25 protein-coding genes are annotated in these 24,723 nt (G+C 62.6%); 14 read left to right on the top strand and 11 right to left on the bottom strand.

Translation table 11 applies throughout. The features are described 5' to 3' along the window. Window positions 1-9: 9 nt before the first annotated feature. Window positions 10-261, bottom strand: coding sequence for a hypothetical protein (locus TU80_RS01465; protein WP_017846773.1), 252 nt, complete (start codon window positions 259-261; stop codon window positions 10-12). 158 nt (window positions 262-419) lie between these two features. Here TU80_RS01465 and TU80_RS01460 point away from each other — a divergent pair, with 158 nt between their 5' ends. The 4 genes from TU80_RS01460 to TU80_RS01445 all read left to right on the top strand — a co-directional run bounded on the left by TU80_RS01460 (window position 420) and on the right by TU80_RS01445 (window position 4,135). Next, window positions 420-896, top strand: coding sequence for a PaaI family thioesterase (locus TU80_RS01460; protein WP_046384194.1), 477 nt, complete (start codon window positions 420-422; stop codon window positions 894-896). Next, on the top strand, window positions 893-1,345 hold the full coding sequence (locus tag TU80_RS01455; protein ID WP_017846775.1) for a PaaI family thioesterase: 453 nt from the start codon (window positions 893-895) through the stop codon (window positions 1,343-1,345). Before TU80_RS01460 ends, TU80_RS01455 begins: the two co-directional genes overlap by 4 nt. Window positions 1,346-1,434: 89 nt before the next feature. Next, window positions 1,435-3,339 carry a molecular chaperone HtpG gene (gene htpG, locus TU80_RS01450; RefSeq protein ID WP_017846776.1) on the top strand — a complete coding sequence of 635 codons (1,905 nt, stop codon included), beginning with the start codon at window positions 1,435-1,437 and terminating at the stop codon, window positions 3,337-3,339. 67 nt (window positions 3,340-3,406) lie between these two features. Then, a complete protein-coding gene (locus TU80_RS01445) occupies window positions 3,407-4,135 on the top strand; it encodes a dienelactone hydrolase family protein (protein WP_046384193.1) in 729 nt (242 codons plus the stop codon). 98 nt (window positions 4,136-4,233) lie between these two features. On the opposite strand, the gene TU80_RS01440 is transcribed toward TU80_RS01445, so the two are convergent. The 7 genes from TU80_RS01440 to TU80_RS01410 all read right to left on the bottom strand — a co-directional run bounded on the left by TU80_RS01440 (window position 4,234) and on the right by TU80_RS01410 (window position 12,750). Then, window positions 4,234-5,100, bottom strand: coding sequence for a pirin family protein (locus tag TU80_RS01440; protein ID WP_057003704.1), 867 nt, complete (start codon window positions 5,098-5,100; stop codon window positions 4,234-4,236). A gap of 64 nt (window positions 5,101-5,164) precedes the next feature. After that, the gene (locus TU80_RS01435) at window positions 5,165-5,581 is read right to left on the bottom strand and encodes an OsmC family protein (protein ID WP_046384191.1); all 417 of its coding nucleotides are present in this window, start codon (window positions 5,579-5,581) and stop codon (window positions 5,165-5,167) included. Window positions 5,582-5,803: 222 nt separating this feature from the next. Beyond that, entirely contained in the window at window positions 5,804-7,024 is a 1,221-nt protein-coding gene (gene fabB, locus TU80_RS01430) for a beta-ketoacyl-ACP synthase I (RefSeq protein WP_017846780.1), read from the bottom strand. 11 nt (window positions 7,025-7,035) lie between these two features. After that, a complete protein-coding gene (fabA, locus tag TU80_RS01425; RefSeq protein ID WP_003190035.1) occupies window positions 7,036-7,551 on the bottom strand; it encodes a 3-hydroxyacyl-[acyl-carrier-protein] dehydratase FabA in 516 nt (171 codons plus the stop codon). A 249-nt stretch (window positions 7,552-7,800) separates the two neighbouring features. Then, window positions 7,801-9,702, bottom strand: coding sequence for an ATP-binding protein (locus TU80_RS01420; RefSeq protein ID WP_057003703.1), 1,902 nt, complete (start codon window positions 9,700-9,702; stop codon window positions 7,801-7,803). Beyond that, entirely contained in the window at window positions 9,699-10,628 is a 930-nt protein-coding gene (locus TU80_RS01415) for an ABC transporter substrate-binding protein (RefSeq protein ID WP_046384189.1), read from the bottom strand. Before TU80_RS01415 ends, TU80_RS01420 begins: the two co-directional genes overlap by 4 nt. 1 nt (window position 10,629) lies before the next feature. Next, on the bottom strand, window positions 10,630-12,750 hold the full coding sequence (locus TU80_RS01410; RefSeq protein ID WP_318533470.1) for a TonB-dependent receptor plug domain-containing protein: 2,121 nt from the start codon (window positions 12,748-12,750) through the stop codon (window positions 10,630-10,632). A gap of 195 nt (window positions 12,751-12,945) precedes the next feature. On the opposite strand from TU80_RS01410, the gene TU80_RS01405 reads away from it, so the two are divergent. From TU80_RS01405 to TU80_RS01365, 9 genes are all read left to right on the top strand, one after another. Beyond that, complete coding sequence (locus tag TU80_RS01405) at window positions 12,946-13,971, top strand: NAD(P)H-dependent glycerol-3-phosphate dehydrogenase (RefSeq protein WP_017846784.1); 1,026 nt, start codon at window positions 12,946-12,948, stop codon at window positions 13,969-13,971. A 10-nt stretch (window positions 13,972-13,981) separates the two neighbouring features. Further along, complete coding sequence (locus tag TU80_RS01400; RefSeq protein ID WP_017846785.1) at window positions 13,982-14,329, top strand: DUF4389 domain-containing protein; 348 nt, start codon at window positions 13,982-13,984, stop codon at window positions 14,327-14,329. Continuing rightward, window positions 14,326-14,775, top strand: a complete 450-nt coding sequence (gene sixA / locus TU80_RS01395) for a phosphohistidine phosphatase SixA (protein ID WP_057003702.1) — start codon at window positions 14,326-14,328, stop codon at window positions 14,773-14,775. The genes TU80_RS01400 and sixA overlap by 4 nt, the downstream gene beginning before the upstream one ends. A gap of 85 nt (window positions 14,776-14,860) precedes the next feature. After that, window positions 14,861-16,516: an AMP-binding protein gene (locus tag TU80_RS01390; protein WP_046384186.1), complete on the top strand. Its 1,656-nt coding sequence runs from the start codon at window positions 14,861-14,863 to the stop codon at window positions 16,514-16,516. Between the two features lie 30 nt (window positions 16,517-16,546). Then, the gene (locus TU80_RS01385; RefSeq protein WP_017846788.1) at window positions 16,547-16,990 is read left to right on the top strand and encodes a hotdog fold thioesterase; all 444 of its coding nucleotides are present in this window, start codon (window positions 16,547-16,549) and stop codon (window positions 16,988-16,990) included. Window positions 16,991-17,087: 97 nt separating this feature from the next. Next, complete coding sequence (locus tag TU80_RS01380; protein ID WP_057003701.1) at window positions 17,088-17,891, top strand: alpha/beta fold hydrolase; 804 nt, start codon at window positions 17,088-17,090, stop codon at window positions 17,889-17,891. After that, window positions 17,888-18,742, top strand: coding sequence for an alpha/beta hydrolase (locus TU80_RS01375; protein WP_057003700.1), 855 nt, complete (start codon window positions 17,888-17,890; stop codon window positions 18,740-18,742). The genes TU80_RS01380 and TU80_RS01375 overlap by 4 nt, the downstream gene beginning before the upstream one ends. Before the next feature lie 114 nt (window positions 18,743-18,856). Continuing rightward, entirely contained in the window at window positions 18,857-19,675 is an 819-nt protein-coding gene (locus tag TU80_RS01370) for a DUF4892 domain-containing protein (protein WP_057003699.1), read from the top strand. A gap of 72 nt (window positions 19,676-19,747) precedes the next feature. Beyond that, on the top strand, window positions 19,748-20,809 hold the full coding sequence (locus TU80_RS01365) for an AI-2E family transporter (protein ID WP_046384183.1): 1,062 nt from the start codon (window positions 19,748-19,750) through the stop codon (window positions 20,807-20,809). Between the two features lie 43 nt (window positions 20,810-20,852). Here the strand turns inward: TU80_RS01365 and TU80_RS01360 are convergent, their stop codons facing one another. Together TU80_RS01360 and TU80_RS01355 are read right to left on the bottom strand one after the other, a co-directional pair. Then, window positions 20,853-21,887 carry a sensor histidine kinase gene (locus TU80_RS01360; RefSeq protein ID WP_046384182.1) on the bottom strand — a complete coding sequence of 345 codons (1,035 nt, stop codon included), beginning with the start codon at window positions 21,885-21,887 and terminating at the stop codon, window positions 20,853-20,855. After that, the gene (locus TU80_RS01355) at window positions 21,887-22,648 is read right to left on the bottom strand and encodes a response regulator (RefSeq protein WP_046385333.1); all 762 of its coding nucleotides are present in this window, start codon (window positions 22,646-22,648) and stop codon (window positions 21,887-21,889) included. Before TU80_RS01355 ends, TU80_RS01360 begins: the two co-directional genes overlap by 1 nt. A gap of 259 nt (window positions 22,649-22,907) precedes the next feature. Here TU80_RS01355 and pyrF point away from each other — a divergent pair, with 259 nt between their 5' ends. Then, window positions 22,908-23,606 (top strand): orotidine-5'-phosphate decarboxylase, encoded by a 699-nt coding sequence (gene pyrF / locus TU80_RS01350; protein WP_017846795.1) that lies wholly within the window; start codon window positions 22,908-22,910, stop codon window positions 23,604-23,606. 63 nt (window positions 23,607-23,669) lie between these two features. On the opposite strand, the gene TU80_RS01345 is transcribed toward pyrF, so the two are convergent. Then, complete coding sequence (locus tag TU80_RS01345) at window positions 23,670-24,677, bottom strand: NADP-dependent oxidoreductase (RefSeq protein ID WP_057003698.1); 1,008 nt, start codon at window positions 24,675-24,677, stop codon at window positions 23,670-23,672. Between the last annotated feature and the right edge of the window lie 46 nt (window positions 24,678-24,723).

The raw sequence follows: 24,723 nt of genomic DNA, 5'->3' as shown, positions 1-24,723 counted from the left end.
GCCCCGGTATCAAGAACCGGTTGCTGGGGTAGCAGGTGCTGCTTCTTGTGCTGCGGCTTTGTTCGATTCGGCCTGAGCTTTGGCAGCATCGCCGTTTTCTTTCGCAGCTTCGTTCACTTTATCCTGTGCTGCAGCCATATCTTTCTGAGCTTGCTCAGAGTGCGCGGCGGCATCTTGGGCTTTGTTTTCGGATTTCTTGTCGCAGGCAGCGAGACCGAGGGCAGCGGCCAGCATCATGGAAATAGCTAAAGTCTTGCGCATTGGGTGTTTCTCCTTAGTGAAGATATCTACTGGCCTTTCGAGCACATGGGGCCAGCATTAGTTCCTTATATCCCACAGATATATAAAGCATTTTCCCAAGGAACTTTTTCCGACGGTCCATACTGCGCCGGACCCACATTCATCAGAGTCTGAACCGAATGACCGAAAATCCCTTGTTAGAGCGTGCCAAGCGCTTTATTTCAGCGTTGCGCCATTGCCAGGTGCTGGGCATTACCGTTCATCAAGCCAGCGAGGAGGGGATTACCCTGGTTTTGCCCTACAGCCCGATGATCGTGGGTGATCCCCAGACGGGCGTGATCCATGGTGGCGCGTTGACCTCGCTGATGGACACCGCCTGCGGCATGGCCACCCTGTGCGTGTTGCCGGAGTTCGAGGTGTGCCCGACCCTCGACCTGCGCATCGACTACATGCATCCCGCCGAACCGCACAAGCCGGTGTATGGTTTTGCCCAGTGCTACCGGGTGACCGCCGACGTGATTTTCACCCGTGGTTTCGCTTATCAGGACGACCCGCAACAACCCGTCGCCCACACGGTGGGGACGTTCATGCGTATGGGCAAGCGCCTCAAGGGTGCGCAGGGGCTGGGCAGTACAGTCACGGGAGAACAGGTATGACACATCACTTCAAGACACGTCTGGAGCAGGCCCATGAGCACGGTAACTACAAGGCGCTGCTCGATCTGATCCCCTATGCCAAGCTGATCGGCATCGAATGCACGCGGATAGGCGATGAGCTGCTGTTCCGCCTGCCGGCCAACAAGGACAACATTGGTAACCCGATATTACCGGCACTGCACGGCGGTGTGATTGCAGGCTTTATGGAACTCTGCGCCGCGTTGCACCTGCTGGTGTTCACCGGCGCACCGGGCCTGCCGAAAATTATCGACTTTTCCCTGGATTACCTGCGCGCCGGCCAGTTTCGCGACACTTACGCCAAGTGCCAGGTCTGGCGCCAGGGTCGACGGGTGGCGAACGTGTCGATCACCGCCTGGCAAAGCACCGCGGCCGAACCCATCGCCACCGCCCGCGCGCATTTCAAGATCGGAGAAGTGTCCCGCCCTTGAAATCCTGGTCTTAGCCCCCAACTTTGATGACAACCCGCCGCCAACCCTTCAGGGCGCGGCCACTGCCATCCAATTGGAGTTTGATGACCATGAGTGTGGAAACTCAAAAGGAAACCCTGGGCTTCCAGACCGAGGTGAAGCAACTGCTGCACCTCATGATCCATTCGCTGTATTCCAACAAGGAAATTTTCCTTCGCGAGTTGATCTCGAACGCCTCTGACGCTGTCGACAAATTACGTTTCGAAGCCCTGTCCAAGCCGGAGTTGCTGGAAGGTGGCGCCGAACTGAAAATCCGCGTGAGCTTCGACAAAGACGCCAAGACCGTCACCCTCGAAGATAACGGTATCGGCATGAGCCGTGAGGATGCGATCACCCACCTGGGGACCATCGCCAAATCCGGCACTGCCGATTTCATGAAGCACCTTTCGGGCGACCAGAAGAAAGATTCGCACCTGATCGGCCAGTTCGGCGTGGGCTTCTACTCGGCCTTCATCGTCGCCGACAAGGTTGAAGTGTTCAGCCGCCGCGCCGGCCTTGACGCCAGCGAAGGCGTGCATTGGTCTTCGAAAGGCGAGGGCGAGTTTGAAGTCGCCACCCTCGACAAGGCTGATCGCGGTACGCGCATCGTGCTGCACCTGAAACCCGGTGAAGACGAATTTGCCGATGGCTGGCGCCTGCGCAACATCATCAAGAAGTATTCCGACCACATCGCCCTGCCGATTGAATTGCCGAAAGAGCAGGCCGCCGCCGAAGGCGAAGAAGCACCGGCCGTTGAGTGGGAAACCGTCAACCGCGCCAGCGCCCTGTGGACCCGTCCGCGTACCGAGATCAAGGACGAGGAATACCAGGAGTTCTACAAGCACATCGGGCACGACTACGAAAACCCGCTGAGCTGGAGCCACAACAAGGTCGAAGGCAAGCTGGAATACAGCTCGCTGCTCTACGTACCGGCCCGCGCGCCGTTCGACCTGTACCAGCGCGAAGCGCCAAAGGGCCTGAAGCTCTACGTGCAGCGCGTGTTCGTGATGGACCAGGCGGAATCGTTCCTGCCGCTGTACCTGCGCTTTATCAAAGGCGTGGTCGACTCCAACGACCTGTCGCTGAACGTGTCGCGGGAAATCCTGCAGAAAGACCCGATCATCGACTCCATGAAGTCGGCGCTGACCAAGCGCGTCCTCGACATGCTGGAAAAACTGGCGAAGAACGAGCCTGAGCAATACAAAGGCTTCTGGAAGAACTTCGGCCAGGTCATGAAAGAAGGCCCGGCGGAAGATTTCGCCAACAAGGAAAAAATCGCCGGCCTGCTGCGTTTTGCCTCCACCCAGGGCGAAGACGGCGAGCAGGTGGTGTCCCTGGCCGAGTACCTGGCACGCGCCAAGGAAGGTCAGGACAAGATCTACTACCTGACCGGCGAGACCTACGCTCAGGTCAAGAACAGCCCGCACCTGGAAGTCTTCCGCAAGAAAGGCATCGAAGTGCTGCTGCTGACCGACCGTATCGATGAGTGGCTGATGAGCTACCTCAGCGAATTCGACGGTAAGACCTTTGTCGACGTGGCGCGTGGCGACCTGGACCTGGGCAACCTGGATTCCGAAGAAGACAAAAAAGCCGCTGAAGAAGTGGCCAAGTCCAAGGAAGGCCTGGTTGAGCGGATCAAGGCCTCCCTGGGCGACGCCGTCAGCGAAGTGCGGGTTTCCCACCGTCTGACCGACTCCCCGGCGATCCTGGCCATCGGCGAGCAGGACCTGGGCATGCAGATGCGTCAGATCCTCGAAGCCAGCGGTCAGAAGGTGCCGGACTCCAAGCCGATCTTCGAATTCAACCCGGCTCACCCGCTGATCGAGAAACTCGACGGCGAACAGAGCGAAGAGCGTTTTGGCGACCTGTCGCACATCCTCTTCGACCAGGCAGCCCTGGCTGCCGGCGACAGCCTGAAAGACCCGGCCGCCTATGTGCGCCGACTGAACAAGCTGTTGGTTGAACTGTCGGTTTAACCCCGTTGTAGAAAAACCCGCTTCGGCGGGTTTTTTCGTTCTTGTGCAACCTCAACTGGAGTAAATGATGAGCCAAGTCACTGTGCGTTCCGTGGTCTATCAGATTGATGGCCAGTCTTATGAAAGCCGCCTGGCCTTCGATGCCAGCCAAACCGGCCCGCTGCCGGGCCTGTTGATGGCACCGAACTGGATGGGCGTGAGTGCAGGGGCCGAAGAGATTGCCAAGCGCGTCGCCAGCAAAGGCTACGTGGTGCTGATCGCCGACCTGTACGGGCAAACCGTGCGCCCGTCGAATAACGATGAAGCCGGTGCGGCGATGATGCCGTTGAAGAATGACCGCCCGTTGCTGAACAAGCGCATGCAGGCCGCGTTAGCGCAACTGCAAGGCCAGAGCGAAGCTGCGGTGGATACGTCCAGGTTGGCCACCTTCGGTTTCTGCTTCGGCGGTTGCTGTGCGCTGGAGCTGGCGCGCACCGGCGCAGCGTTGAAGGCTGCGGTGTCGTTCCACGGCACCCTCGACACGCCAAACCCGGCGGATGCGAAGAACATCAAGGGTTCCGTGCTGGTGTTGCATGGTGCTTCCGACCCGCTGGTGCCGAAAGCGCAACTGCCGGCGTTCGAAGATGAGATGAACGCGGCCGGTGTGGATTGGCAACTGCTGAGCTATGGCGGTGCGGTGCATTCCTTCACCGACCCGCACGCCAACGTGCCGGGCATGATGATGTACGACGCGAAGACCGCTGCGCGGGCGTTCCAGTCGATGCATAACTTGTTGGATGAAGTGTTCAAGGGCTAAGTCTCTGGCGTCTGTCCTGGCCTCATCGCGAGCAAGCCAGCTCCCACATTCGAGCGCATTCCTACAGGGTAAACGCGGTTATATGTGGGAGCAGGCGGCTATCTCATCGGCAACTCAATTCTTTCGGTTTCACCGGGCACCGTTGGCCAATCCCCAGCCGCCCAACGCTGCCGGGCCTGCTCGATCACGGCCGGGTCGCTCGCGACAAAATTCCAGTTGATCCGGCGTGGCCCATCCAGCGGCGCGCCACCGAACACCACCAGGTGACAATCGCTGTCGGCAGACAGGGTCATCGCCTGTCCGCTCGGCAACACCACCAGGCTGTGTGCCTCAAGCGGCTCACCGTCCAACTGTACGTCACCCTCCAGCACATACACCGCGCGTTCTTCATGCTCGTCGGGGATCAGCAGGGTGGTGGCCGTCTGCATCTGCACATCGGCGTACAGCGTGGGCGACAGCACCGGCACCGGTGATTTGAGGCAGAAGCCATTGCCGGCGATCAGGCGGATCTGCACGCCCAGGTTGTCGCTGGTGGGCAAGCTGGCTGCCGGATGGTGGCTGTAATGCCCCGGGCCGCTCTCGTGGTCCTTGGGGGAGGCGAGCCACACTTGCAGCCCATGCAGGCTGAACCCCTTGCTCTTGATTGCTTCGGGCGTGCGCTCGACGTGGGCAATCGCGCTGCCGGCGGTCATCCAGCTCACATCGCCGGCCTGCACCATTTGGTCCGAACCGAGGCTGTCCTTGTGCTGCAAGGTGCCTTCGAACAGGTAGGTGAGGGTCGACAGGCCGATGTGCGGATGCTGGCGGATATTCATGCCGCTGCCCGGTGCATAGCGGGTCGCCAGCATATGGTCGAAAAACACGAACGGCCCGACGCTACGGCATTCTCGCGATGGCAGCGGGCGCAGGATGGGCTGGCCTTCGACATCTTCGAGGCGAGGGCGGATCACGGTGAGGGTGGTCATGGTGCGTCCCTGTCGGAGCGGGTTGGATAGCCCTGAGCATAACCCGCTCGACCGGAGGTTGCCGCTATTGGCTGAAGGCACCTTCCGACAATTTCGTCTCGATACTCACCTCGGCGGTGGTCATCAACTTGTGTATCGGGCAGCGGTCGGCGATGCGGTGCAGTTCGTCGCGTTGCTGATCGGTGAGCACGCCCTTGAGCGTCAGCTTGACGTTGAGGTGGTACTTGCCCTTTTGCTCTTCGCTGTCGTCGTGGGTGATTTCCACGGTTACGCCGGTCAGCGGGATGCCCTTTCTCTGCGCATACAGCTTCAGGGTCAGGGCCTTGCACGACGCCAGGGCTGCGTCGAAATAGTCGTGGGGCGAGGGCGCGGTGTCGTCACCGCCCAGGCTTTTGGGCAGATCGGTGAACAACTCGTGGTTATCGATGTTGAGGCTGTGGCGGAAGTTGTCGGCATTCAGGGTGTTGACGGTAACAGGCATGGCGAACCTCTCAAGCGTGGCAGGAAGAAAGTCATGCAGTTATAGAACATGCTGGCACTCAAGTGTTCCAGGATTTTTTCCAGGTAGCGGCGAGCAGGATTCCCAGCATCAGTTCGAGGCAGCGGAACAACACCCGCGTACAAGCGAGGCGACCCCGAATTCAAGCGCAAAAAAAACGCCCCGAACCAGTCGGGGCGTTTTCATCTGATCAAGCTGCGGGGCTTACTTGCCCTGCCAGCGTTTCAGCACCAGGGTGGCGTTAGTGCCACCGAAGCCGAAGCTGTTGCTCATCACGGTGTCGACTTTTACGTTTTCGACGGTCTTGGTCAGGATCGGCATATCGGCCACGACCGGGTCCATCTCTTCGATGTTGGCCGAGCCGGCCATGAAGTTGCCTTCCATCATCAGCAGGCAGTAGATCGTTTCGTGAACGCCGGCGGCGCCCAGGGAGTGACCCGACAGGCTCTTGGTGGAGCTGATGGCCGGTGCCTTGTCGCCGAATACCGCGCGCACGCCTTCCATTTCCTTGGCGTCGCCGACCGGAGTCGAGGTGCCGTGGGTGTTCAGGTAGTCGATCGGGGTATCCACGGTGGACATGGCCATCTGCATGCAGCGGATGGCGCCTTCACCGCTTGGCGCAACCATGTCGTAGCCGTCGGAAGTGGCGCCGTAGCCGACGATTTCCGCGTAGATCTTCGCGCCACGGGCCAGAGCGTGTTCCAGCTCCTCGACCACCACCATGCCGCCGCCGCCGGCGATGACGAAACCGTCACGCTTGGCGTCGTAGGCGCGGGAGGCCTTTTCCGGGGTGTCGTTGTACTGGGTGGACAGCGCGCCCATGGCGTCGAACAGGAACGATTGGCTCCAATGTTCTTCTTCGCCGCCGCCGGCGAACACGATGTCCTGCTTGCCCAGCTGGATCTGCTCAACCGCGTTACCGATGCAGTGAGCACTGGTGGCGCAAGCGGAGGAGATCGAGTAGTTCACGCCCTTGATCTGGAACGGCGTGGCCAGGCAGGCGGAAACGGTGCTGCCCATGGTCCGCGTGACACGGTACGGGCCAACGCGCTTCACGCCTTTCTCGCGCAGGATGTCCAGCGCTTCCATCTGGTTCAGGGTGGATGCGCCGCCGGAACCGGCGATCAGGCCGGTACGCACGTTCGAGACCTGATCGTGGCTCAGGCCGGAATCGGCGATGGCGTCCTTCATGGCCAGGTAGGCGTAGGCGGCAGCGTGGCCGACGAAGCGGTAGATCTTGCGATCGATCAACTCTTCGAGGGGCAGGTCGATGGAGCCGGAAACCTGGCTACGCAGACCCATTTCGGCATATTCCGGGTTGAAGCGGATGCCAGGGCGACTTGCACGCAGGTTAGCGGTGACGGTCTCTTTGTCATTGCCCAGGCAAGAAACGATGCCCAGACCAGTGATAACGACGCGGCGCATGCGGATAACCCTTAAAAGTTGTCAGTGGAAGTGAATACGCCGACCCGAAGGCCTTCGGCAGTATAGATCTCGCGACCGTCGACAGTCACCGAACCGTCGGCGATCGCCAGGTTCAGCTTGCCCTTGAGGACGCGCTTGATTTGAATGTTGTAGGTGACTTTCTTGGCGCTCGGCAGAACCTGGCCAAAGAACTTCACTTCGCCCGAACCCAGGGCGCGACCGCGGCCCGGCAAGCCTTGCCAGCCGAGGTAGAAACCGACCAGTTGCCACATGGCGTCGAGGCCCAGGCAGCCCGGCATGACAGGGTCGCCTTCGAAATGGCAGGCGAAGAACCACAGGTCCGGGGTGATATCCAGCTCGGCGACCAATTCACCTTTGCCGTACTTGCCACCCTCTTCACTGATATGGGTGATGCGATCCACCATCAGCATGTTCGGGGCGGGCAGTTGCGCGTTACCTGGGCCGAACAGCTCACCGCGACTGCAGCGCAGCAGGTCTTCCCGAGTAAAGGCGTTTTGTTTGGTCATGCGAGCTCCTCAATAATCCCATGCGGCAGGGTAGGGCAAATCTTCCCGAACCGACTGAAGCGTTCATGCCTCACATCGGCAGCCTACACATAGACTATTGCGTTGTAGTGAAAGTCACAGCGTCAAGGCACTGAATGTACACTTGTTCACTGAAATTTTAAACCGGGCCTGTTTATCGGTCCGTTCGGGTGCCTAAGACTGCCGCACTTTCGTCTTTCACGCCAGTCGCAGTTGGCTGATGGCGCGGCGCTATTGCACCCAACGCTGCAGGATTTGCTGCAAATCCGTGCGTTTGAACGGCTTGGCCAGGTAATCGTTCATTCCGGCGGCCAGGCAGAGTTCCCGATCGCCCTGCAAGGCGTTGGCGGTGAGGGCGATGATTGGCAGCTCGGCGCAGCCCGGCAGTTGGCGAATCTGGCGGGTGGCTTCGTAGCCGTCGATCAGCGGTAGCCGGCAATCCATCAGGATCGCGGTGAAAATCAGGCTCTCGGCGCTGCGGATCGCTTCGGCGCCGTCGGTGGCCAGGCTGACTTCAAAGCCCAGGCTGCGCAGCATGGCTTCGACCACGGTGCGGTTGACCGGGTTGTCTTCCACCAGCAGCACATGGCGGCCGTCGCCCGCGCTGGCTTTGCCTTCGGCGTTGGCGGCGATGGCCGGCACGCTGTGCTGGTCGATGGCCAGCGGGATTTCCAGGGTGAATACCGAACCGCGACCTTCTTCGCTCTGCGCGCGCAGGGTGCCGCCCATGCGTTCGGCCAGGGTGCGGGCGATGGGCAGGCCCAGGCCGGTGCCGCCGTAACGTCTTGAAATGGAACTGTCGGCCTGCTGGAACGCATCGAACATCAGTTCCAGGCGCTCGGCGGAAATGCCAATGCCGCTGTCGCGCACGGTGCAGGTGAACCACACCAGTTCATGGTCGAGGGGTTGCCAATGGGGCTCGACGCTGACGCTGCCGTGCTCGGTGAACTTGAGCGCGTTGCCGATCAGGTTCACCAGAATCTGGCGGATACGCGTCGGGTCGCCCTGCACGCGCAACGTGTCCAAGCCCGGCGGGATCGGCAGCTCGAGGCTCAGCCCGCGCTGCTGGGCGCTGTGCTGGAAGGCCTGGGCGCAGCTGTTGATCAGGTCCGCGAGGTTGAACGGAATGTGTTCCAGCTCCAGGGCCGCGCGTTCGATGCGCGAGAAGTCGAGGATGTCATTGATGACCTTGAGCAAATGTTCCGTGGACTCGGAGGCCAGTGCCGCATATTCGGTCTGCTCTTCGGTCATCTCGGTGGTTTCCAGCAACTGCAGCATGCCCAGCACGCCGTTCATCGGCGTGCGCAGCTCGTGGCTCATCATCGCCAGGAAGTCCGACTTGGCGTTGTTCGCCCGTTCGGCTTCCTCGCGGGTCTGGATCAGTTGCGCCATGGCCTGCTGCTGTTCGCGGCTGGCCTGGTTGAGGCCTTCGGCAAGGTTGTTGATGTGCCGCGAGAGGTCGCCCAGTTCGGAGTCATCGACAATCGGCAGCGGGGTCTTGTAGTCGCCTTGCTGGATCGCCTTGACTGCATTGCCCATCGCGCTGATCGGCTGCGACAGGCTGGCGGCCAGGCGCCGCGCGAGCAAAAAGGTGAACAGCAGGGCAAACAGCGCGAGTACGCCGGCCTTGAACAGAATCTCCTGTTGGCGCTGGCTGAAGGCATCGTTGGACATGCCGACGATCACCCGGCCCAGGTAGTCGGCACGCGGCGCCTTGGGTTCGTTGAGGTTGTCCTGGAAAAAGTCATTGCCCAATTGAATATGTTGCAGGCGGATCGGGGCCTGGAACACTTTGACCGACAGCGAGCGGTCGTGGTTTTCCGACGGTTGCTCGACGTACACCAGGATGTTCTCGGCGCTGTCCTGGATCTCCAGGAAGCGCACATGGGGCGTGGCCAGCGTCGCGCGCAGCAGGCTGTCGAGCACGTCGTTGTTGCCGGAGATCACCCCGTATTCGGTGGCCGGGGCCAATTGGTTGGCGATCAACTGGCCGGTGTGGTCGAGTTCCTGGCGCAGGTCCTGGATCCGCACGAAGGTGAAGAAGCTGATCAACAGCAACGTCAGCAACAGCGCCGGCCCCAGGGTGATGAGCTGGGTGCGGGTGTTGATGTCCCAACGACGACGTAAGGTCATGGGCGTTGTTCTCCTTCGGCCAGGCGGGCGGCGACGTTGGCTTCGTCGACCTGTTCGATGCCCAGTGAGCGTGCGACTTGCGGGTTGCCCACGACTTTGAAACGCTCCGGGTACACGGCGCGCGGCCAGCCGGCCGGCGGGTGATCGAGCAGGCGGTCGAGCACGGCCAGCCAGTCGGTCTGGTCGCTGTAAGTACTGGCCAGGCTGCCGGCCTTGACGAAGCCGGCATTGGGCCCCACCAGCGGCAGTTGCCGGGCATAGCTGCTCAGCAGCAGGTTCTTCGCGGTTTTCGGGTTGTATAACTGCGGGTCGTCAAGGCCGAGCAGCACATCGCTGTTTCTGAACAAATGCTGCAGCGGGCGACTGTCGTTAATGTCGTCCCAGCGCTGGGGCACGATCTCCAGGCCCATCGGCGCGGCGTACTGGCGCAATTCGCGGAGCAGGAATTCACTGTCGGCGCCGTAGAGCACGCCGATGCGGCGGGCCTGGGGCAGGATTGTGGCGATCAGCCGCAGCTGGCGCTCCAGCGGCGGGTCACTCCACAGCAGGCTGATTTTGCCCGGCACGCCCTGGCCCATGCGCTGGTGGGCCTGCAGGCGGCTGATGCGCAACACCAGGGTCGACGGCCCCTGGGCGTCCTGCAGGCGCCAGTCTAGGCTGGGCAGGTCCAACAGGATCAGGCGCGTATTGGCCGGTAGGCGGCTGGGCACGGGCAGGTTGGCGAGGGGGGTGAAGGTCACACGGTCGTCGGGGCGCTGCTGGGTGAGCGCCTGGACGAAGGCCTGCACCCCGGCGCCGTCTTCGGCGGCGGTCAGCAGGATATCGGCGCTCCAGGCCGGTACGCTGAGCAGCAGGCACAGCAGCAGCAGGCCGCGTTGCCAGCGTCTGGGGAGAGAGAGGAGGGTCATCCGTGACTGAGCGCCCATGTCAGAACTCTAACTCCGCGCTGAAGTAGAGCACTTGGCGATGGTCGTAGTTGTTGTCGGCCCAGGTGGTGGGCTGGTTGTCCAGGCGTTGTTGCAACATGCCGGCCAGTTCCACGTTGGCGTTGCCCAGGGCCATGCGCTTGGCGACCCGCAGGTCGACCCGTTCGAAGCGATAGCGGTTAAGGGCGTCGTCGCCATAGTAGAACAGGGCGCTGGACCAGCCTTGCCCCCATTCGCGCAACCAGCCGGCCGAACCGCTGTTGCGTGCGGTTTGCGCCTTGTCCAGCGGGTTGCTGGTGCTGGCGTCGACGTAAGCGTAGGTCAGCCGCAGGCGGTCGGCGTTGCTCATGCGCCAGTCGAATTGGGATTCCGCGCCGGTAAAGCGCGAGCTGTTGGCGTTGCTGGCAATGTACTGATTGTTGCGCAGCGGCGAACTGATCATGTCGGTGATTTCGTCGTAGAACAGTTTCACGTCCATGTTCAGCCCGATGTCGGCAAAAAAGCCGTTATAGCCCAATTCGCGGGATTTCATCAGTTCTTTGTCGAGGTTGCCCGGACCGCGCGTGACCACGAAGTACTGCCCGGAATTCTGCCCGTAGGCCGGCGAGTCGAGGTTGGTGACGCGATAGCTCCAGTTGACGTTGTTCTCGAACATGTCCGGGGAACGGATCGCCTCGGAGTACACCGCGCGCAGGCCGTGGCGCGGGTTGATCAGGTAGTTGACCGCCACCCGCGGCGTCAGCGAGTTGCCGCTCAGGTGGGTGTCTTCGTACATGGCGCCGCCCTGCAGCAACCAGTGCTCGCTGGCGCGCCATTCAAGCTGGCCGAACAGGCGCCAGGTGGTGTCATCCAGAGTGCCGTTGAAATAGGTGTCGGAGTCGGCGCGGTCATAGCGATAGTTCATACCGCTGACCAGGCGCAGGCTGTCGGACAGGCTCAGGGTGTCCTGGATCTCCAGGTCGTAGCGGCTTTCGCGGGTGCTTTGGTCGATGTCGCCGCATACGCTCTGGCTGGCGCCGTTGCGCCATTGGTCCAATACTTGGTTGCCCAGTGCTTGTTCGTCGGCGCTGCCGGGAGGCGCAACACCTTGGCTGTAGGTGTCCATATGCCGGGCCAATCGCTCGGCATAATTGGGGTTGAGCTGCCACAGCCGGGTCAATTCCGGGCTGAACGACACCTTGGCGTCACAGGCTTTCCAGATCTGCCGGCGGTCCCATTGTTGGGCCGAGCCCTGGATATACAGGCTGTGTTCGGGATTGAAATCGAAATTCCAGCGCAGGGAACCGGCATAGTCCTTGGCGGTAACGTCGGAATTGTTGCCGCCCTCGGTAATCCCGGCGAATACCGGCGTGTAGGTATAAGGACGCTGGTTGGTCCCTTCCTTGGCATTCAGTTGCCAGTCGATGCTCTGTTGTGTGTTCAGCGTCTGGCTCACCGCCAGGCTGAAGCGGTTGAGACGCCGGCCGTCACGACGGTCGGCGCCCACCGCGTTGCTGTCAAAGCCATCGTCCTGCTGCCCGGACATCGACAGGCGCAGGTCGCCGGTTTCCCAGCCTACGCCCTGGCTGGCATAGAAGTCGTTGATCCCGCGTTCGCCGCGTACCACTTTTACCCTTGAACCGTGGCTGTCGGCCGGTGAGCGCGTGAGGATATTCACCACAGCCATCAACGCATTGGCGCCGTAGCTGACGGTGTTGGGCCCGCGGAACACTTCGATGCGCTCGATGTCTTCCATGGCCACCGGAATATCGCTCCAGTCCACCGTGGCCAGGCCTGCGCGGTACACCGAGCGGCCGTCGATCAAGACCTGCATGCGTCGCGCATCGCTGGCATTGGTGCCGTGGTAGTTCACCGCCGCCTGGTTGCCGCTGGTGTAGCCGACCATCATGCCCGGCACCAGCCGCAGCAACTCAGCGATGTCCCGCGCGCCGCTGGCCTTGATCAGTTCGCTGTCGATCACGGTCATGCTGCCGGGCACGGCGGCGGCCGATTGTTTGAGGCGAGTGGCAGTCAGCACCTGTGGCAGCGGTTGGTTGTCGAGGAACAGGTCGTCGGCGAACACCGCGCCGCTGCACAACAGCATCAACCACAACGATGAACGGGGAGGAGGGCCCAAATACACGGCACGGCCTTGATAATTACGGATAGCCGACCATGTTAACCGAGGCCGGGCCATTTGCCAGTCGTCGCCTTTGCAATTACCCCGCGTCGCTATGGCATTTTCCGACAGGCGTGTGAATTGATACGGGGGCTGGCCGCAAGCGGGGGGCTCCGTATAATGCGGCCATCGCCACTGGTATGGATTAACGGATTGCATATGACTGAACAGCGCCCTATTGCGGTCCTGGGAGGCGGAAGTTTTGGTACCGCCGTGGCTAACCTGCTGGCTGAGAACGGTCATGCGGTGCGCCAGTGGATGCGCGATCCCGAACAGGCCGAGGCCATTCGCGTCCATCGAGAAAACCCTCGTTACCTTAAAGGCATCAAGATTCATCCGGCGGTCGAGCCGGTCACCGACTTGCAGGCGACCCTGGAGGCCTGCGAGCTGTGTTTCGTCGCGCTGCCTTCGAGTGCGTTGCGTTCGGTACTCGCGCCTCACGCCGAACGCCTGGCGGGCAAGCTGCTGGTCAGTTTGACCAAGGGCATCGAGGCGCACACCTTCAAGCTGATGAGCGAAATCCTCGAAGAGATCGCCCCGCAGGCGCGCATCGGCGTGCTGTCCGGGCCGAACCTGGCGCGGGAAGTGGCCGAACATGCGCTGACCGCCACCGTGATCGCCAGTGAAGATGAAGCACTGTGTGAGCGGGTCCAGGCCGTGCTGCATGGGCGCACCTTCCGCGTGTACGCCAGTGGCGATCGTTTCGGCGTCGAGCTGGGCGGTGCGCTGAAAAACGTCTACGCGATCATTGCCGGGATGGCGGTGGCGCTGGGCATGGGCGAGAACACCAAGAGCATGCTGATCACCCGCGCGCTGGCGGAAATGACCCGCTTCGCGGTGAGCCAGGGCGCCAACCCGATGACGTTCCTGGGCCTGGCGGGCGTGGGCGACCTGATCGTCACCTGCTCGTCGCCGAAAAGCCGTAACTATCAGGTCGGTTTCGCCCTCGGCCAGGGCCTGAGCCTGGAGGACGCCGTGGCGCGCCTGGGCGAAGTGGCCGAAGGGGTCAATACCCTCAAGGTGCTCAAGGCCAAGGCCCAGGAGGCCGGCGTGTACATGCCGCTGGTCGCCGGGTTGCACGCGATCCTGTTTGAAGGGCGCACCCTGAATCAGGTCATCGAATTGCTGATGCGCGCCGAGCCGAAAACCGATGTCGACTTTATTTCCACCAGTGGTTTCAACTGAGGAACGCGTCATGAACGATCCGAAAGCAGCTCCCAAGTACGAGTCCATCGCCCTGCGCATCTTGTGGATGCTGGTGTTTGCCCTGGTGTGGCAAGTGGCGCAATTCCTGCTCGGTGCGTTGGTGGTGGTGCAACTGATTTACCGGCTGGTCTACGGCGCGCCGAACCTGGGCCTGATGAATTTTGGCGACAGCCTGAGCCAGTTCCTCGCGCAGATCGGCCGCTTCGGCAGTTTCCACACCGAGCAAAAGCCCTGGCCATTCGCCGACTGGCCGACGCCGCGTGCGCCGGAAGGCGAAGCCGCCCACAGCGTGCCGCCAGCACCGCACCCGGTGCGCGATGAAGAGCCAAAACTGTGAAACTGTGGATTTTGCGGCACGGTGAGGCCCAAGCGCATGCCCGCACCGATGCCGAGCGCGAGCTGACCGAGCATGGCCGCGCCGAAGTCTTGCGCAGCGCGGCGCACCTGATCGGCCAGCCCATCAGCGCGATCATTGCCAGCCCGTATGTACGGGCGCAGCAGACCGCGCAGTTGGTGCGTGAAGCGCTGGGCTTCGTGCCGGACATCCGCACCGTGCCCTGGCTGACACCGGACGGCAATCCGCAGCAGGTGCTGGAAAAGCTCGACACGGATGAGAATGTGCTGCTGGTCAGCCATCAGCCGCTGGTCGGCAGCCTGATCAGCTTTTTGCAGCATGGTCATCAGCGTCAACCGCTGCCGATGTACACCGCCAGCCTGGCGGAGTTGGAGGGGGAATGCCCGCTGGCGGGGCTGATGAGCCTGGTCAGTGTGAAACATCCGTAGGCGCTTTCACTGCTTTGTGTGTGCTATATAGTCAGCCGAGCAAGTGCTTGGTTGGCTATCATCGGACCACAAAGGAGCGCGTCCCATGCCCGTCGCTTTTCGTTTGCCGTTGCAGGTCTTCTTCGAACGTGAAGCGCGGCATCCGCGCAAACCCTTCCTGGTGCAGCCCGTCGGCGGCGACGAGGTACAGACCCTCACTTGGGCCGAGGTCGGCCACCAGGCCCGCTGCGCCGCGCATTGGCTGCGTGCGAGGGAACTGCCCCAGGGTTCGCACGTAGCCCTGATCTCGAAAAATTGCGCGCACTGGATCATCGCCGACCTGGCCATCTGGATGGCCGGGCATGTCTCGGTGCCGCTCTATCCCAACCTCACCGCCGATTCCGTCGCCCATGTGCTGAAGCACTCCGAGGCGGCGCTGGTGTTCATCGGCAAGCTCGATGACTGGCCCGCCATGGCGCCCGGGGTTCCGGCCGACGTGCCCACCATCGGCCTGCCGCTGTGTCCGGCGGGTGACTTGGATTTCAGCTGGACCGAGCTGCAAGCCTGTTCACCGATCCAGGATCAGCCGCTACCTGCCGCGTCGGATCTGGCCACCATCATCTACACCTCCGGCACCACCGGCCTGCCCAAGGGCGTGATGCACAGCTTCGGCGCCCTGGGCTTTGCCGCCACCGGTGGCACCGAATTGTTCGGCCTGGGGGAGGGTGACCGGCTGCTGTCGTACCTGCCCTTGTGCCATGTGGCGGAGCGGATGTTTGTGGAATTGGCGGCGATCTATACCGGGCAAACCGTGTATTTCGCCGAAAGCCTTGAGACTTTTCTGAGGGACCTGCGTCGGGCACGGCCGACGGCGCTGTTCGGGGTGCCGCGTATCTGGACCAAATTCCAGATGGGCGTCTACGGCAAGATCCCGGCGACGCGCCTGGAGCGCCTGTTGCGGCTGCCCTTCATCGGCAAACGCGTGGGCCGCAAGGTGCTGGCCGGCCTGGGCCTGGACGCGTTACGCATTGCGCTGTCCGGCGCGGCGCCGGTGCCCGAAGCCTTGTTGCGCTGGTATCAGCGCCTGGGCCTGGATGTGCTGGAGGTGTACGGCATGACCGAGAGTTGCGGCTATTCCCATGTGTGTCGCCCCGGCCAGCAGACAATCGGCTGGATCGGCCTGCCATGCCCGGGCGTTGAAGTGCGTATCGACCCGCTCGGCGAAGTGCAGGTGCGCAGTGGCGCGACCATGCTCGGTTACTTCAAGGACCCGGAAAAAACCGCCGAAACCCTCACCCCGGACGGCTTCCTGCGCACCGGCGACAAGGGCGAGCAGGACGCCGAGGGCCGTCTGCGCCTGACCGGGCGCCTCAAGGAAATCTTCAAGACCAGCAAGGGCAAGTACGTGGCCCCGGCGCCAATCGAAAACCGCCTGGCCGAACATGCACGGATCGAACAGGTGTGTGTGGTCGGCGACGGCCTGCCTGCGCCGATGGGCCTGTGCGTGCTGTCGGCGGCGGGCCCGGCGGATGCGCGCCAGGCCTTGCACGGCAGCCTTGAACGCTGGCTGGAGCAGGTCAACGCGGCGTTGGACAAGCATGAGCGCCTGCGTCAATTGGTGGTGGTGAAAGACAGTTGGGCGGTGGAAAACGGCTTCCTGACACCGACCTTGAAGATCAGGCGCAATGTCATCGAATCGACCTACGGCCCACAGTTTCAGGTGTGGAGCGAGCGCACCGAAGTCATTCTGTGGCAGGATTAGGGCCATCATATAACCAATAGGGACAACGGTATGAGCCTGTGGCGCACCCAACCCAATATCGAACAACTCAACGCTCTGCAGAAAAACACCATCGGTGAAGTGCTGGACATTCGCTTCGAAAGTTTCGACGAAGAATCCCTGACCGCCAGCATGGTGGTCGATCAGCGTACCCATCAGCCCTACGGCCTGCTGCACGGCGGCGCGTCGGTCGTGCTGGCCGAAAGCGTCGGCTCCATGGCGGCCTACCTGTGCATCGATGCGAGCAAGTTCTATTGCGTCGGCCTCGAGGTCAATGCCAACCACCTGCGCGGGGTGCGCAGCGGGCGGGTGACGGCGGTGGCGAGGGCGATTCATATCGGCCGCACCACCCAGGTGTGGGACATCCGCCTGACCAACGATGATGGCAAGTCCAGCTGCGTCTCGCGCCTGACCATGGCCGTAGTGCCCCTGGGCGAGAACCCGCCGGCGCGATAGGCGTGGCGTGAGTGTCATCATTCCTGGCGGTTACGGTCATTGCCGGAACGGTCGGGCGTGGTGACAATCAATGTCTGTTTTTATAGATGGAACCGGTATGTCGCAGCACGTGTTTTTTGCCCACGCCAATGGCTTCCCTTCGGCTACCTACGGCAAGTTGTTTGCCGGCCTGGCCCCGGAATATACCGTCGCGCACCTGCCGCAGCACGGCCACGATCCACGGTTTCCGGTGGACGACAACTGGCAGAACCTGGTGGACGAACTGATCCACCATCTGCAACAGCAGCCCGAGCCGGTGTGGGGCGTGGGCCATTCCCTGGGCGGCGTGTTGCATTTGCACGCGGCCATGCGCTGCCCGCAGTTGTATCGCGGCGTGGTGATGCTCGACTCGCCGGTGCTGACCCGTGCCGACCGCTGGGTGATCCGCGCCGCCAAGCGCTTTGGTTTTATCGACCGCCTCACCCCGGCCGGGCGCACCCTGGGCCGCCGTGAAGAATTCGCCGACCTGGACGCCGCGCGCAGTTACTTCGCCGGCAAGACCCTGTTTCGCGGCTTCGACCCGGAATGCTTCGACGCTTACCTGCAACATGGCCTGTATCAGGTCGGCGATCGCCTGCGCCTGCGTTTCGATCCGGCCACTGAAATCAGTATCTACCGGGGCGTGCCCCATACCAGCCCGGGCCAGGTGCGCCAGTTGAAAGTGCCGCTGGCGGTGGTGCGCGGGCGCCAGAGCCGGGTGGTGATGCGCCACCACGCCAGCGGCGTCGGGCGCCTGCCCATGGGAGAAATGCTCACCATGCCCGGCGGCCACATGTTCCCCCTCGAACGCCCCCAGGACACCGCGATCTTGCTCAAGCAACTGTTCGCCCGTTGGGAAGCCCGCGAGCGCAGTTGCGCATGAGTACGCCGGTCGAAGAAGTGCGCCTGAGCCTGCCGCATATCGAATTGGCCGCGCATCTGTTCGGTCCCGAAGACGGTCTGCCGGTGATCGCCTTGCATGGCTGGCTGGACAACGCCAACAGCTTCGCGCGGTTGGCGCCGAAACTGCAGGGCATGCGTATCGTCGCCCTCGACATGGCCGGCCACGGGCATTCGGCGCATCGTCCGACGGGGGCCGGTTATGCCTTGTGGGATTACGTCCACGATGTGCTGCAGGTCGCCGAACAACTGGGCTGGAAACGTTTTGCATTACTTGGCCATTCCCTCGGCGCCATCGTCTCTCTGGTATTGGCCGGTGCCTTGCCGGAGCGGGTGACGCACCTGGGTTTGATCGACGGTGTGATCCCGCCGACCGCCTCCGGCGAGAACGCCGCCGAACGCCTGGGCATGGCGTTGCAGGCGCAATTGAACCTGCAGGGCAAGCGCAAGCCGGTCTACAGCAACCTTGATCGCGCCGTCGAAGCGCGGATGAAAGGGCTGGTGGCCGTCAGCCGCGAAGCTGCTGAACTGCTGGCCCAGCGCGGGTTGATGCCGGTGCCGGGCGGTTACACCTGGCGAACGGACAGCCGCTTGACCCTGGCATCGCCGATGCGTCTGACCGACGAGCAAGCCATGGCTTTCGTGCGCCGCGTAGGTTGTCCTACTCAACTGGTGGTCGCCGCTGACGGCATGCTGGCGAGACATCCCGAATTGCTTTCCCAGCTACCGTTTACCGTGACGACCCTGCCCGGTGGCCATCATTTGCACTTGAATGACGAGGCGGGCGCGGTCCTTGTTGCAGACTGTTTCAATCGGTTCTTCTCTGCACCTTGACTTGGCGCGGTCAACTGCCGAGGCTGGGCGGATTGAAAGGGAGTCAACCATGAACGATCTCAACACCGATCTTGAAACTGCTGCGACCTCCGATGGCCAGGGCTCAACTATCCGATGAGCGTGCGTAAAGGCTGTATCCGTGCCCTCGGGCTGTGTGTGTTCAGCCCGTTGGTGTTCGCCGCCGATGTGCCGGGTAGCCAGGACTTGCCCGCCGTGGCCCGTCAGGTCGACGCGCAAATCGTCGATTATCGTCCCGCCGAAGAAAAAGAGCGCATCTACCCCATGGGCGCGATCCGCAAGATCAGCGGCCAGTTGCGTTACGAAGCCCAGGCCACCGCGCGCGGCCAGGCCACCGCCATCACCTATGAACTGCCCGCCGAGCACACCTCCAGCGCTGCGTTCACCGCCACGCGCGAAGCGCTGCAGCAGCAGGGCGCGCAGCTGTTGTTCTGGTGCCAGGCCCGTGACTGCGGTGAAAGCAGCCTGTGGGCCAATGAAGTGTTCGGTAATGCCAAGTTGGTCGGCGCCGATGGCCAGCAGGAATACCTGCTGTTGCGTCTGGCCGCCCCGCAGGACAATTCCCTGGTGGCGTTGTACGGCATCACCCGCGGCAATCGCCGGGCTTACCTGCATGTCGAACAGATCGATGCCGACGCCCCGCTCGGGGAACTGCTGCCGACCTCCGCCACGCTGTTGCGCGAACTCAAAAGCACCGGTGAGCTGGATTTCCCGGCTTTGGGTGCAGACCCCGATGCCACCTGGTTGACCCTGATTTCTCGCGGTTTGAACCTCGACACCACCCTGCGTGTCAGTTTGACCGGCCCCCATGCCGAAGCGTGGCGCCAGGCCCTGATTGACAAGGGCGTGCGGGCCGCACGCTTGGAAACCGGTACCGAGCCAGCCAAAGGCCTGCACCTGCATCTGATACGCTGACCGAAACAGGGCGAACGGACCCGCGCCGTTCGCCTAAACTGACTGCCTTCAGCCTTTTCCTAGAGAAACTCCATGCTCAATAACGATCGCCTGCTGGTGCAAATCCTGCTGCTGGTGCTGTTCGGTGCCAGCTTCTGGGTGATGGCGCCGTTCTGGTCGGCGCTGTTCTGGGGGGCGGTGCTGGCGTTTGCCAGTTGGCCGCTGATGGTGTTGCTGACCCGCTGGCTGGGCGGCCGCGAATCCCTGGCCGCTGGCATCCTGACCTTGGGCTGGATGCTGCTGGTGGCGGTGCCGCTGGTATGGCTGGGGTTCAACCTCGCGGACCATGTGCGCGACGCGGTGACGTTGATCAAGGATATTCAGGTCGACGGTTTGCCGGCGGCACCGGCCTGGTTGGGGTCGATTCCCTTTGTCGGAGAACGGCTGGTGGCGATGTGGGACAGCATCGACCAGCAGGGCGCGGCGCTGATGGTCAGCCTCAAGCCGTACCTGGGGCAGGTGGGCAACTGGCTGCTGGCGCGCAGCGCGCAGATCGGCGGCGGCATCCTGGAACTGACCCTCAGCCTGGTGTTCGTGTTCTTTTTCTACCGTGACGGGCCGCGCCTGGCGATGTTCGTCCACCGCCTGCTGGAGCGCTTGATCGGCGAACGTGCCGGTTACTACATCGAACTGGTGGCCGGCACCGTGCAGCGCGTGGTCAATGGCGTGATCGGTACGGCCGCCGCCCAGGCCGTGCTCGCGCTGATCGGCTTCCTGATCGCCGGGGTGCCGGGCGCGCTGGTGCTGGGTATCGTCACGTTCCTGCTCAGCCTGATCCCCATGGGGCCGCCGCTGGTGTGGATTCCGGCCACGGCCTGGCTGGCGTGGAAGGGCGATTACACCTACGCAGTGTTCCTCGGCGTGTGGGGCACGTTCATCATCAGCGGCGTGGACAACGTGCTCAAGCCGTACCTGATCAGCCGTGGCGGCAACCTGCCGCTGGTGATCGTGTTGCTCGGGGTATTCGGCGGCCTGATCGCGTTTGGCTTCATCGGCCTGTTTATCGGCCCGACCTTGCTCGCCGTGGCGTACAGCCTGCTGATGGATTGGAGCGCGACCCAGGCCCAGAGCCGCCGCGAAGACGAACCGCTGTAGCTGATTGACCAAGATTTATGGGGGGGCTGGCGGGCGTTGGCCGTCAGGCGCGGGGCAACCACATCACGGCGGTCAACCCGCCGCCCGGGGTTTCCTCCAGGCTCAACCGCCCGCCCAGGCGTTCCACCGCGTCCTTGGCGATGGTCATGCCCAGGCCCACGCCGCCGGAGTTGCGGTTGCGCGAGCCTTCCAGCCGATAGAACGGTTCGAACACCGCCTCGCGCTTGTCGGCGGCAATCCCGGGGCCGTGGTCAATCACGCGGATGGTCAGGGCCTCGCGGCTGTCCTCCAGTTCCACGCGCGCGCTGCCGGCGTAGCGCAAGGCGTTGTCGATCAGGTTGTTGAGGCATGAACGCAACGCCATCGGCTGCACCTGCAAAGGCGCACAGGTGCCGGCACATTGCACATTGGAACCTTGGTCCTGGGCGTTCTCACTGATCGACTCCACCAGCGCCTGCACATCCAGCCAGTGCCGGCTTTCGCTGGTGCGTTGTTCGTGCAGGTAGCTCAAGGTGGCGTCGAGCATGCCGATCATGTCGTTCAGGTCCTGGCGCATCTGGCCTTGCAGCTTGGCGTCTTCGATCTGCTCCAGGCGCAGCTTGAGGCGCGACAGCGGGGTGCGCAGGTCATGGGAGACCGCGCCGAGCATGCGCGCGCGCTGGCCGACTTGTTCGCGAATACGTTTTTGCATCAGGTTGAAGGTTGACGCGGCCTGCTGGGCTTCGCGGGGGCCCGATTCGTCGAGAGGCGGGCTGTCGAGGTCCAGGCTCAAGCGCTCGGCGGCCTCACTCAGGCGCTGGATCGGCCGGCTCAACAATTTGGCGCCATACCAGGCGGCGATGATCAACGAGAAAAACTGAAACGTCAGCGGCACCACCGGGCCGCCAAACCATGGGCGAGGGCGTTTAGGCAGCGGCCTCATCGTGCCGTCCGGTTGCTCGACGAAGGTGTCCTTGCGCGGTGGCGGAGGCGGGTCATAGTGGTGGAACCAGAAAAATGCCAACGCATGGGCCAGTACAATCGCCAACAGCAACACTCCGAACAAGCGGCCGAACAGCGTGTTGAGGGCGTTGCGCATCAGCCGATATCCCGTGCGTCGAACAGATAGCCTTCACCGCGCACGGTCTTGATCAACTGCGGTGCTTTGGGGTCATCGCCCAGCTTCTGGCGCAGGCGCGAGACCAGCAGGTCAATGCTGCGATCGAAGGCCTCGATGGAACGACCGCGGGCCGCATCCAGCAACTGTTCGCGGCTCAACACCCGGCGCGGCCGCTCGATAAACACCCACAGCAGGCGGAACTCGGCGTTGGACAGCGGCACCACCAGGCCATCGTCGGCCACCAATTGGCGCAACACGCTGTTGAGCCGCCAGTTATCGAAGCGGATATTGGCGCGCTGCTCGGTGCGGTCGTCGCGCACCCGGCGCAGGATGGTCTGGATGCGCGCCACCAATTCACGCGGCTCGAACGGCTTGGACATGTAGTCGTCGGCGCCCAGTTCCAGGCCGATGATGCGGTCGGTGGGTTCGCAGCGGGCGGTGAGCATCAGGATCGGAATGTCCGACTCGGCGCGTAGCCAGCGGCACAGTGACAGGCCGTCTTCGCCCGGCAGCATCAGGTCGAGCACCACCACATCAAAGGTTTCGGCTTGCATCGCCACGCGCATCGCGGTGCCGTCGGTGACGCCGGTGGCGAGAATATTGAAGCGCGCCAGGTAGTCGATCAGCAGTTCGCGGATCGGCACATCGTCGTCGACAATCAGCGCGCGGGTGTTCCAGCGCTTTTCATCGGCGCTCACCGCGTTTTTTTGCTCGTCGTTCAGCGGGACGGAAGTATGCATAGTGCGATCATCTGCCTGGTGGTAGCGGTCAGCATAGGCGCCCAGCCCCATGGCTGGTAGTGCTGGTCGGTGGGTCGTGCGGGCGAGGCTAGCGGTAGGGCGTGTTGAGGGCATGTCGTGAATGTATCTGCTTTGATACAAATAGCCGAAAGGTCCGCCTGAGTGCGCTTGGTCAGTATTTACCGATCATCGGATCCCGCAACGGCGTCGCTTGCGCTACAATCCGCGCCGATTTCGACTTGCCTGAGAGCCCATTCCAATGTCCGTCTGCCAGACTCCTATCATCGTCGCCCTGGATTACCCCACCCGTGACGCCGCACTGAAGCTGGCTGACCAGTTGGACCCGAAGCTGTGTCGGGTCAAGGTCGGCAAGGAACTGTTCACCAGTTGCGCCGCGGACATCGTCGGCACGCTGCGTGACAAAGGTTTCGAGGTGTTCCTCGACCTGAAATTCCACGACATCCCCAACACCACCGCGATGGCGGTCAAGGCTGCCGCCGAAATGGGCGTGTGGATGGTCAATGTACACTGCTCCGGCGGCCTGCGCATGATGGCCGCCTGCCGTGAAGTGTTGGAACAGCGCAGCGGCCCTAAACCCTTGCTGATCGGTGTGACCGTGCTGACCAGCATGGAGCGCGAAGACCTGGCCGCGATCGGCCTGGATATCGAACCTCAGGAGCAAGTGCTGCGCTTGGCGGCCCTGGCGCAAAAAGCCGGCCTCGATGGCCTGGTCTGTTCGGCGCTGGAAGCCCGGGCGCTCAAGACCGCCCACCCGTCGCTGCAATTGGTCACCCCGGGGATTCGCCCGGCGGGCAGCGCCCAGGATGACCAGCGCCGTATCCTCACGCCGCGTCAGGCCCTGGACGCCGGCTCGGACTACCTGGTGATCGGCCGCCCGATCAGCCAGGCGGCGGACCCGGCCAAGGCATTGGCGGCAGTCGTCGCCGAGATCGCCTGATCGATCACCGATCAACCATGTGGGAGGGAGCAAGCCCCCTCCCACATTGACATCTGCTGTGTATCAGCTGACTTTGAGCACCAGCTTGCCGAAGTTCTCCCCGTTGAACAGCTTCATCAGCGTCTCCGGGAACGTCTCCAGTCCCTCCACAATGTCTTCCTTGCTCTTGAGCTTGCCCTGCGCCATCCAGCCGGCCATTTCCTGCCCGGCGGCGGCAAAGTTCGCCGCGTGATCCATCACCACGAAGCCTTCCATGCGTGCGCGATTGACCAGCAATGACAGGTAGTTGGCCGGGCCTTTTACCGCGTCCTTGTTGTTGTACTGGCTGATCGCACCGCAGATCACTACGCGGGCTTTCAACGCCAGGCGGCTGAGCACGGCGTCGAGAATGTCGCCGCCGACGTTATCGAAATACACATCCACGCCCTTGGGGCACTCGCGCTTGAGCGCGGTGGGCAGGTCTTCGTGTTTGTAATCGATGGCGGCGTCGAAGCCCAGTTCATCCACCAGGAATTTGCACTTGTCGGCGCCACCGGCAATGCCCACCACGCGGCAGCCTTTGATCTTGGCGATCTGCCCGGCAATGCTGCCCACCGCCCCGGCCGCGCCGGAGATCACCACGGTTTCGCCGGCCTTGGGTGCGCCGGTCTCGAGCAGGGCGAAGTAGGCGGTCATGCCGGTCATGCCCAGCGCCGACAGGTAGCGCGGCAGGGGCGCAAGCGTGGGGTCGACCTTGTAGAAACCACGCGGCTCGCCGAGGAAGTAATCCTGCACCCCCAGGGCGCCGTTCACGTAGTCCCCGACGGCGAATTTAGGGGTGTTCGAGGCGATCACCTTGCCTACACCCAGCGCCCGCATCACTTCGCCGATGCCGACGGGCGGAATGTAGGATTTGCCCTCATTCATCCAGCCGCGCATGGCCGGGTCGAGGGACAGGTATTCGTTGCGCACCAGCACCTGCCCGTCCTGTGGCGTGCCCACCGGCACTTCCTGGTAGGTGAAGGTCTCCCGCGTGGCCGCGCCGACCGGGCGTTTGGCGAGCAGGAACTGGCGGTTGGTCTGGGCAGTCATGGCAAGGACTCTTGAGAAATGAAGCCTGATTGATAGACCCATACTG

This window comes from Pseudomonas veronii, from assembly GCF_001439695.1.
Lineage (GTDB): Bacteria > Pseudomonadota > Gammaproteobacteria > Pseudomonadales > Pseudomonadaceae > Aquipseudomonas > Aquipseudomonas veronii.
This window is presented reverse-complemented; position numbering and strand designations above follow the sequence as displayed.

What these genes read in the sequence shown, in the direction of transcription:
- TU80_RS01465 (WP_017846773.1), bottom strand. Translation starts at nt 261, where the DNA reads ATGCGCAAGACTTTAGCTATTTCCATGATGCTGGCCGCTGCCCTCGGT.
- TU80_RS01460 (WP_046384194.1), top strand. Translation starts at nt 420, where the DNA reads ATGACCGAAAATCCCTTGTTAGAGCGTGCCAAGCGCTTTATTTCAGCG.
- TU80_RS01455 (WP_017846775.1), top strand. Translation starts at nt 893, where the DNA reads ATGACACATCACTTCAAGACACGTCTGGAGCAGGCCCATGAGCACGGT.
- htpG (WP_017846776.1), top strand. Translation starts at nt 1,435, where the DNA reads ATGAGTGTGGAAACTCAAAAGGAAACCCTGGGCTTCCAGACCGAGGTG.
- TU80_RS01445 (WP_046384193.1), top strand. Translation starts at nt 3,407, where the DNA reads ATGAGCCAAGTCACTGTGCGTTCCGTGGTCTATCAGATTGATGGCCAG.
- TU80_RS01440 (WP_057003704.1), bottom strand. Translation starts at nt 5,100, where the DNA reads ATGACCACCCTCACCGTGATCCGCCCTCGCCTCGAAGATGTCGAAGGC.
- TU80_RS01435 (WP_046384191.1), bottom strand. Translation starts at nt 5,581, where the DNA reads ATGCCTGTTACCGTCAACACCCTGAATGCCGACAACTTCCGCCACAGC.
- fabB (WP_017846780.1), bottom strand. Translation starts at nt 7,024, where the DNA reads ATGCGCCGCGTCGTTATCACTGGTCTGGGCATCGTTTCTTGCCTGGGC.
- fabA (WP_003190035.1), bottom strand. Translation starts at nt 7,551, where the DNA reads ATGACCAAACAAAACGCCTTTACTCGGGAAGACCTGCTGCGCTGCAGT.
- TU80_RS01420 (WP_057003703.1), bottom strand. Translation starts at nt 9,702, where the DNA reads ATGACCTTACGTCGTCGTTGGGACATCAACACCCGCACCCAGCTCATC.
- TU80_RS01415 (WP_046384189.1), bottom strand. Translation starts at nt 10,628, where the DNA reads ATGGGCGCTCAGTCACGGATGACCCTCCTCTCTCTCCCCAGACGCTGG.
- TU80_RS01405 (WP_017846784.1), top strand. Translation starts at nt 12,946, where the DNA reads ATGACTGAACAGCGCCCTATTGCGGTCCTGGGAGGCGGAAGTTTTGGT.
- TU80_RS01400 (WP_017846785.1), top strand. Translation starts at nt 13,982, where the DNA reads ATGAACGATCCGAAAGCAGCTCCCAAGTACGAGTCCATCGCCCTGCGC.
- TU80_RS01390 (WP_046384186.1), top strand. Translation starts at nt 14,861, where the DNA reads ATGCCCGTCGCTTTTCGTTTGCCGTTGCAGGTCTTCTTCGAACGTGAA.
- TU80_RS01385 (WP_017846788.1), top strand. Translation starts at nt 16,547, where the DNA reads ATGAGCCTGTGGCGCACCCAACCCAATATCGAACAACTCAACGCTCTG.
- TU80_RS01380 (WP_057003701.1), top strand. Translation starts at nt 17,088, where the DNA reads ATGTCGCAGCACGTGTTTTTTGCCCACGCCAATGGCTTCCCTTCGGCT.
- TU80_RS01375 (WP_057003700.1), top strand. Translation starts at nt 17,888, where the DNA reads ATGAGTACGCCGGTCGAAGAAGTGCGCCTGAGCCTGCCGCATATCGAA.
- TU80_RS01370 (WP_057003699.1), top strand. Translation starts at nt 18,857, where the DNA reads ATGAGCGTGCGTAAAGGCTGTATCCGTGCCCTCGGGCTGTGTGTGTTC.
- TU80_RS01365 (WP_046384183.1), top strand. Translation starts at nt 19,748, where the DNA reads ATGCTCAATAACGATCGCCTGCTGGTGCAAATCCTGCTGCTGGTGCTG.
- TU80_RS01360 (WP_046384182.1), bottom strand. Translation starts at nt 21,887, where the DNA reads ATGCGCAACGCCCTCAACACGCTGTTCGGCCGCTTGTTCGGAGTGTTG.
- TU80_RS01355 (WP_046385333.1), bottom strand. Translation starts at nt 22,648, where the DNA reads ATGCATACTTCCGTCCCGCTGAACGACGAGCAAAAAAACGCGGTGAGC.
- pyrF (WP_017846795.1), top strand. Translation starts at nt 22,908, where the DNA reads ATGTCCGTCTGCCAGACTCCTATCATCGTCGCCCTGGATTACCCCACC.
- TU80_RS01345 (WP_057003698.1), bottom strand. Translation starts at nt 24,677, where the DNA reads ATGACTGCCCAGACCAACCGCCAGTTCCTGCTCGCCAAACGCCCGGTC.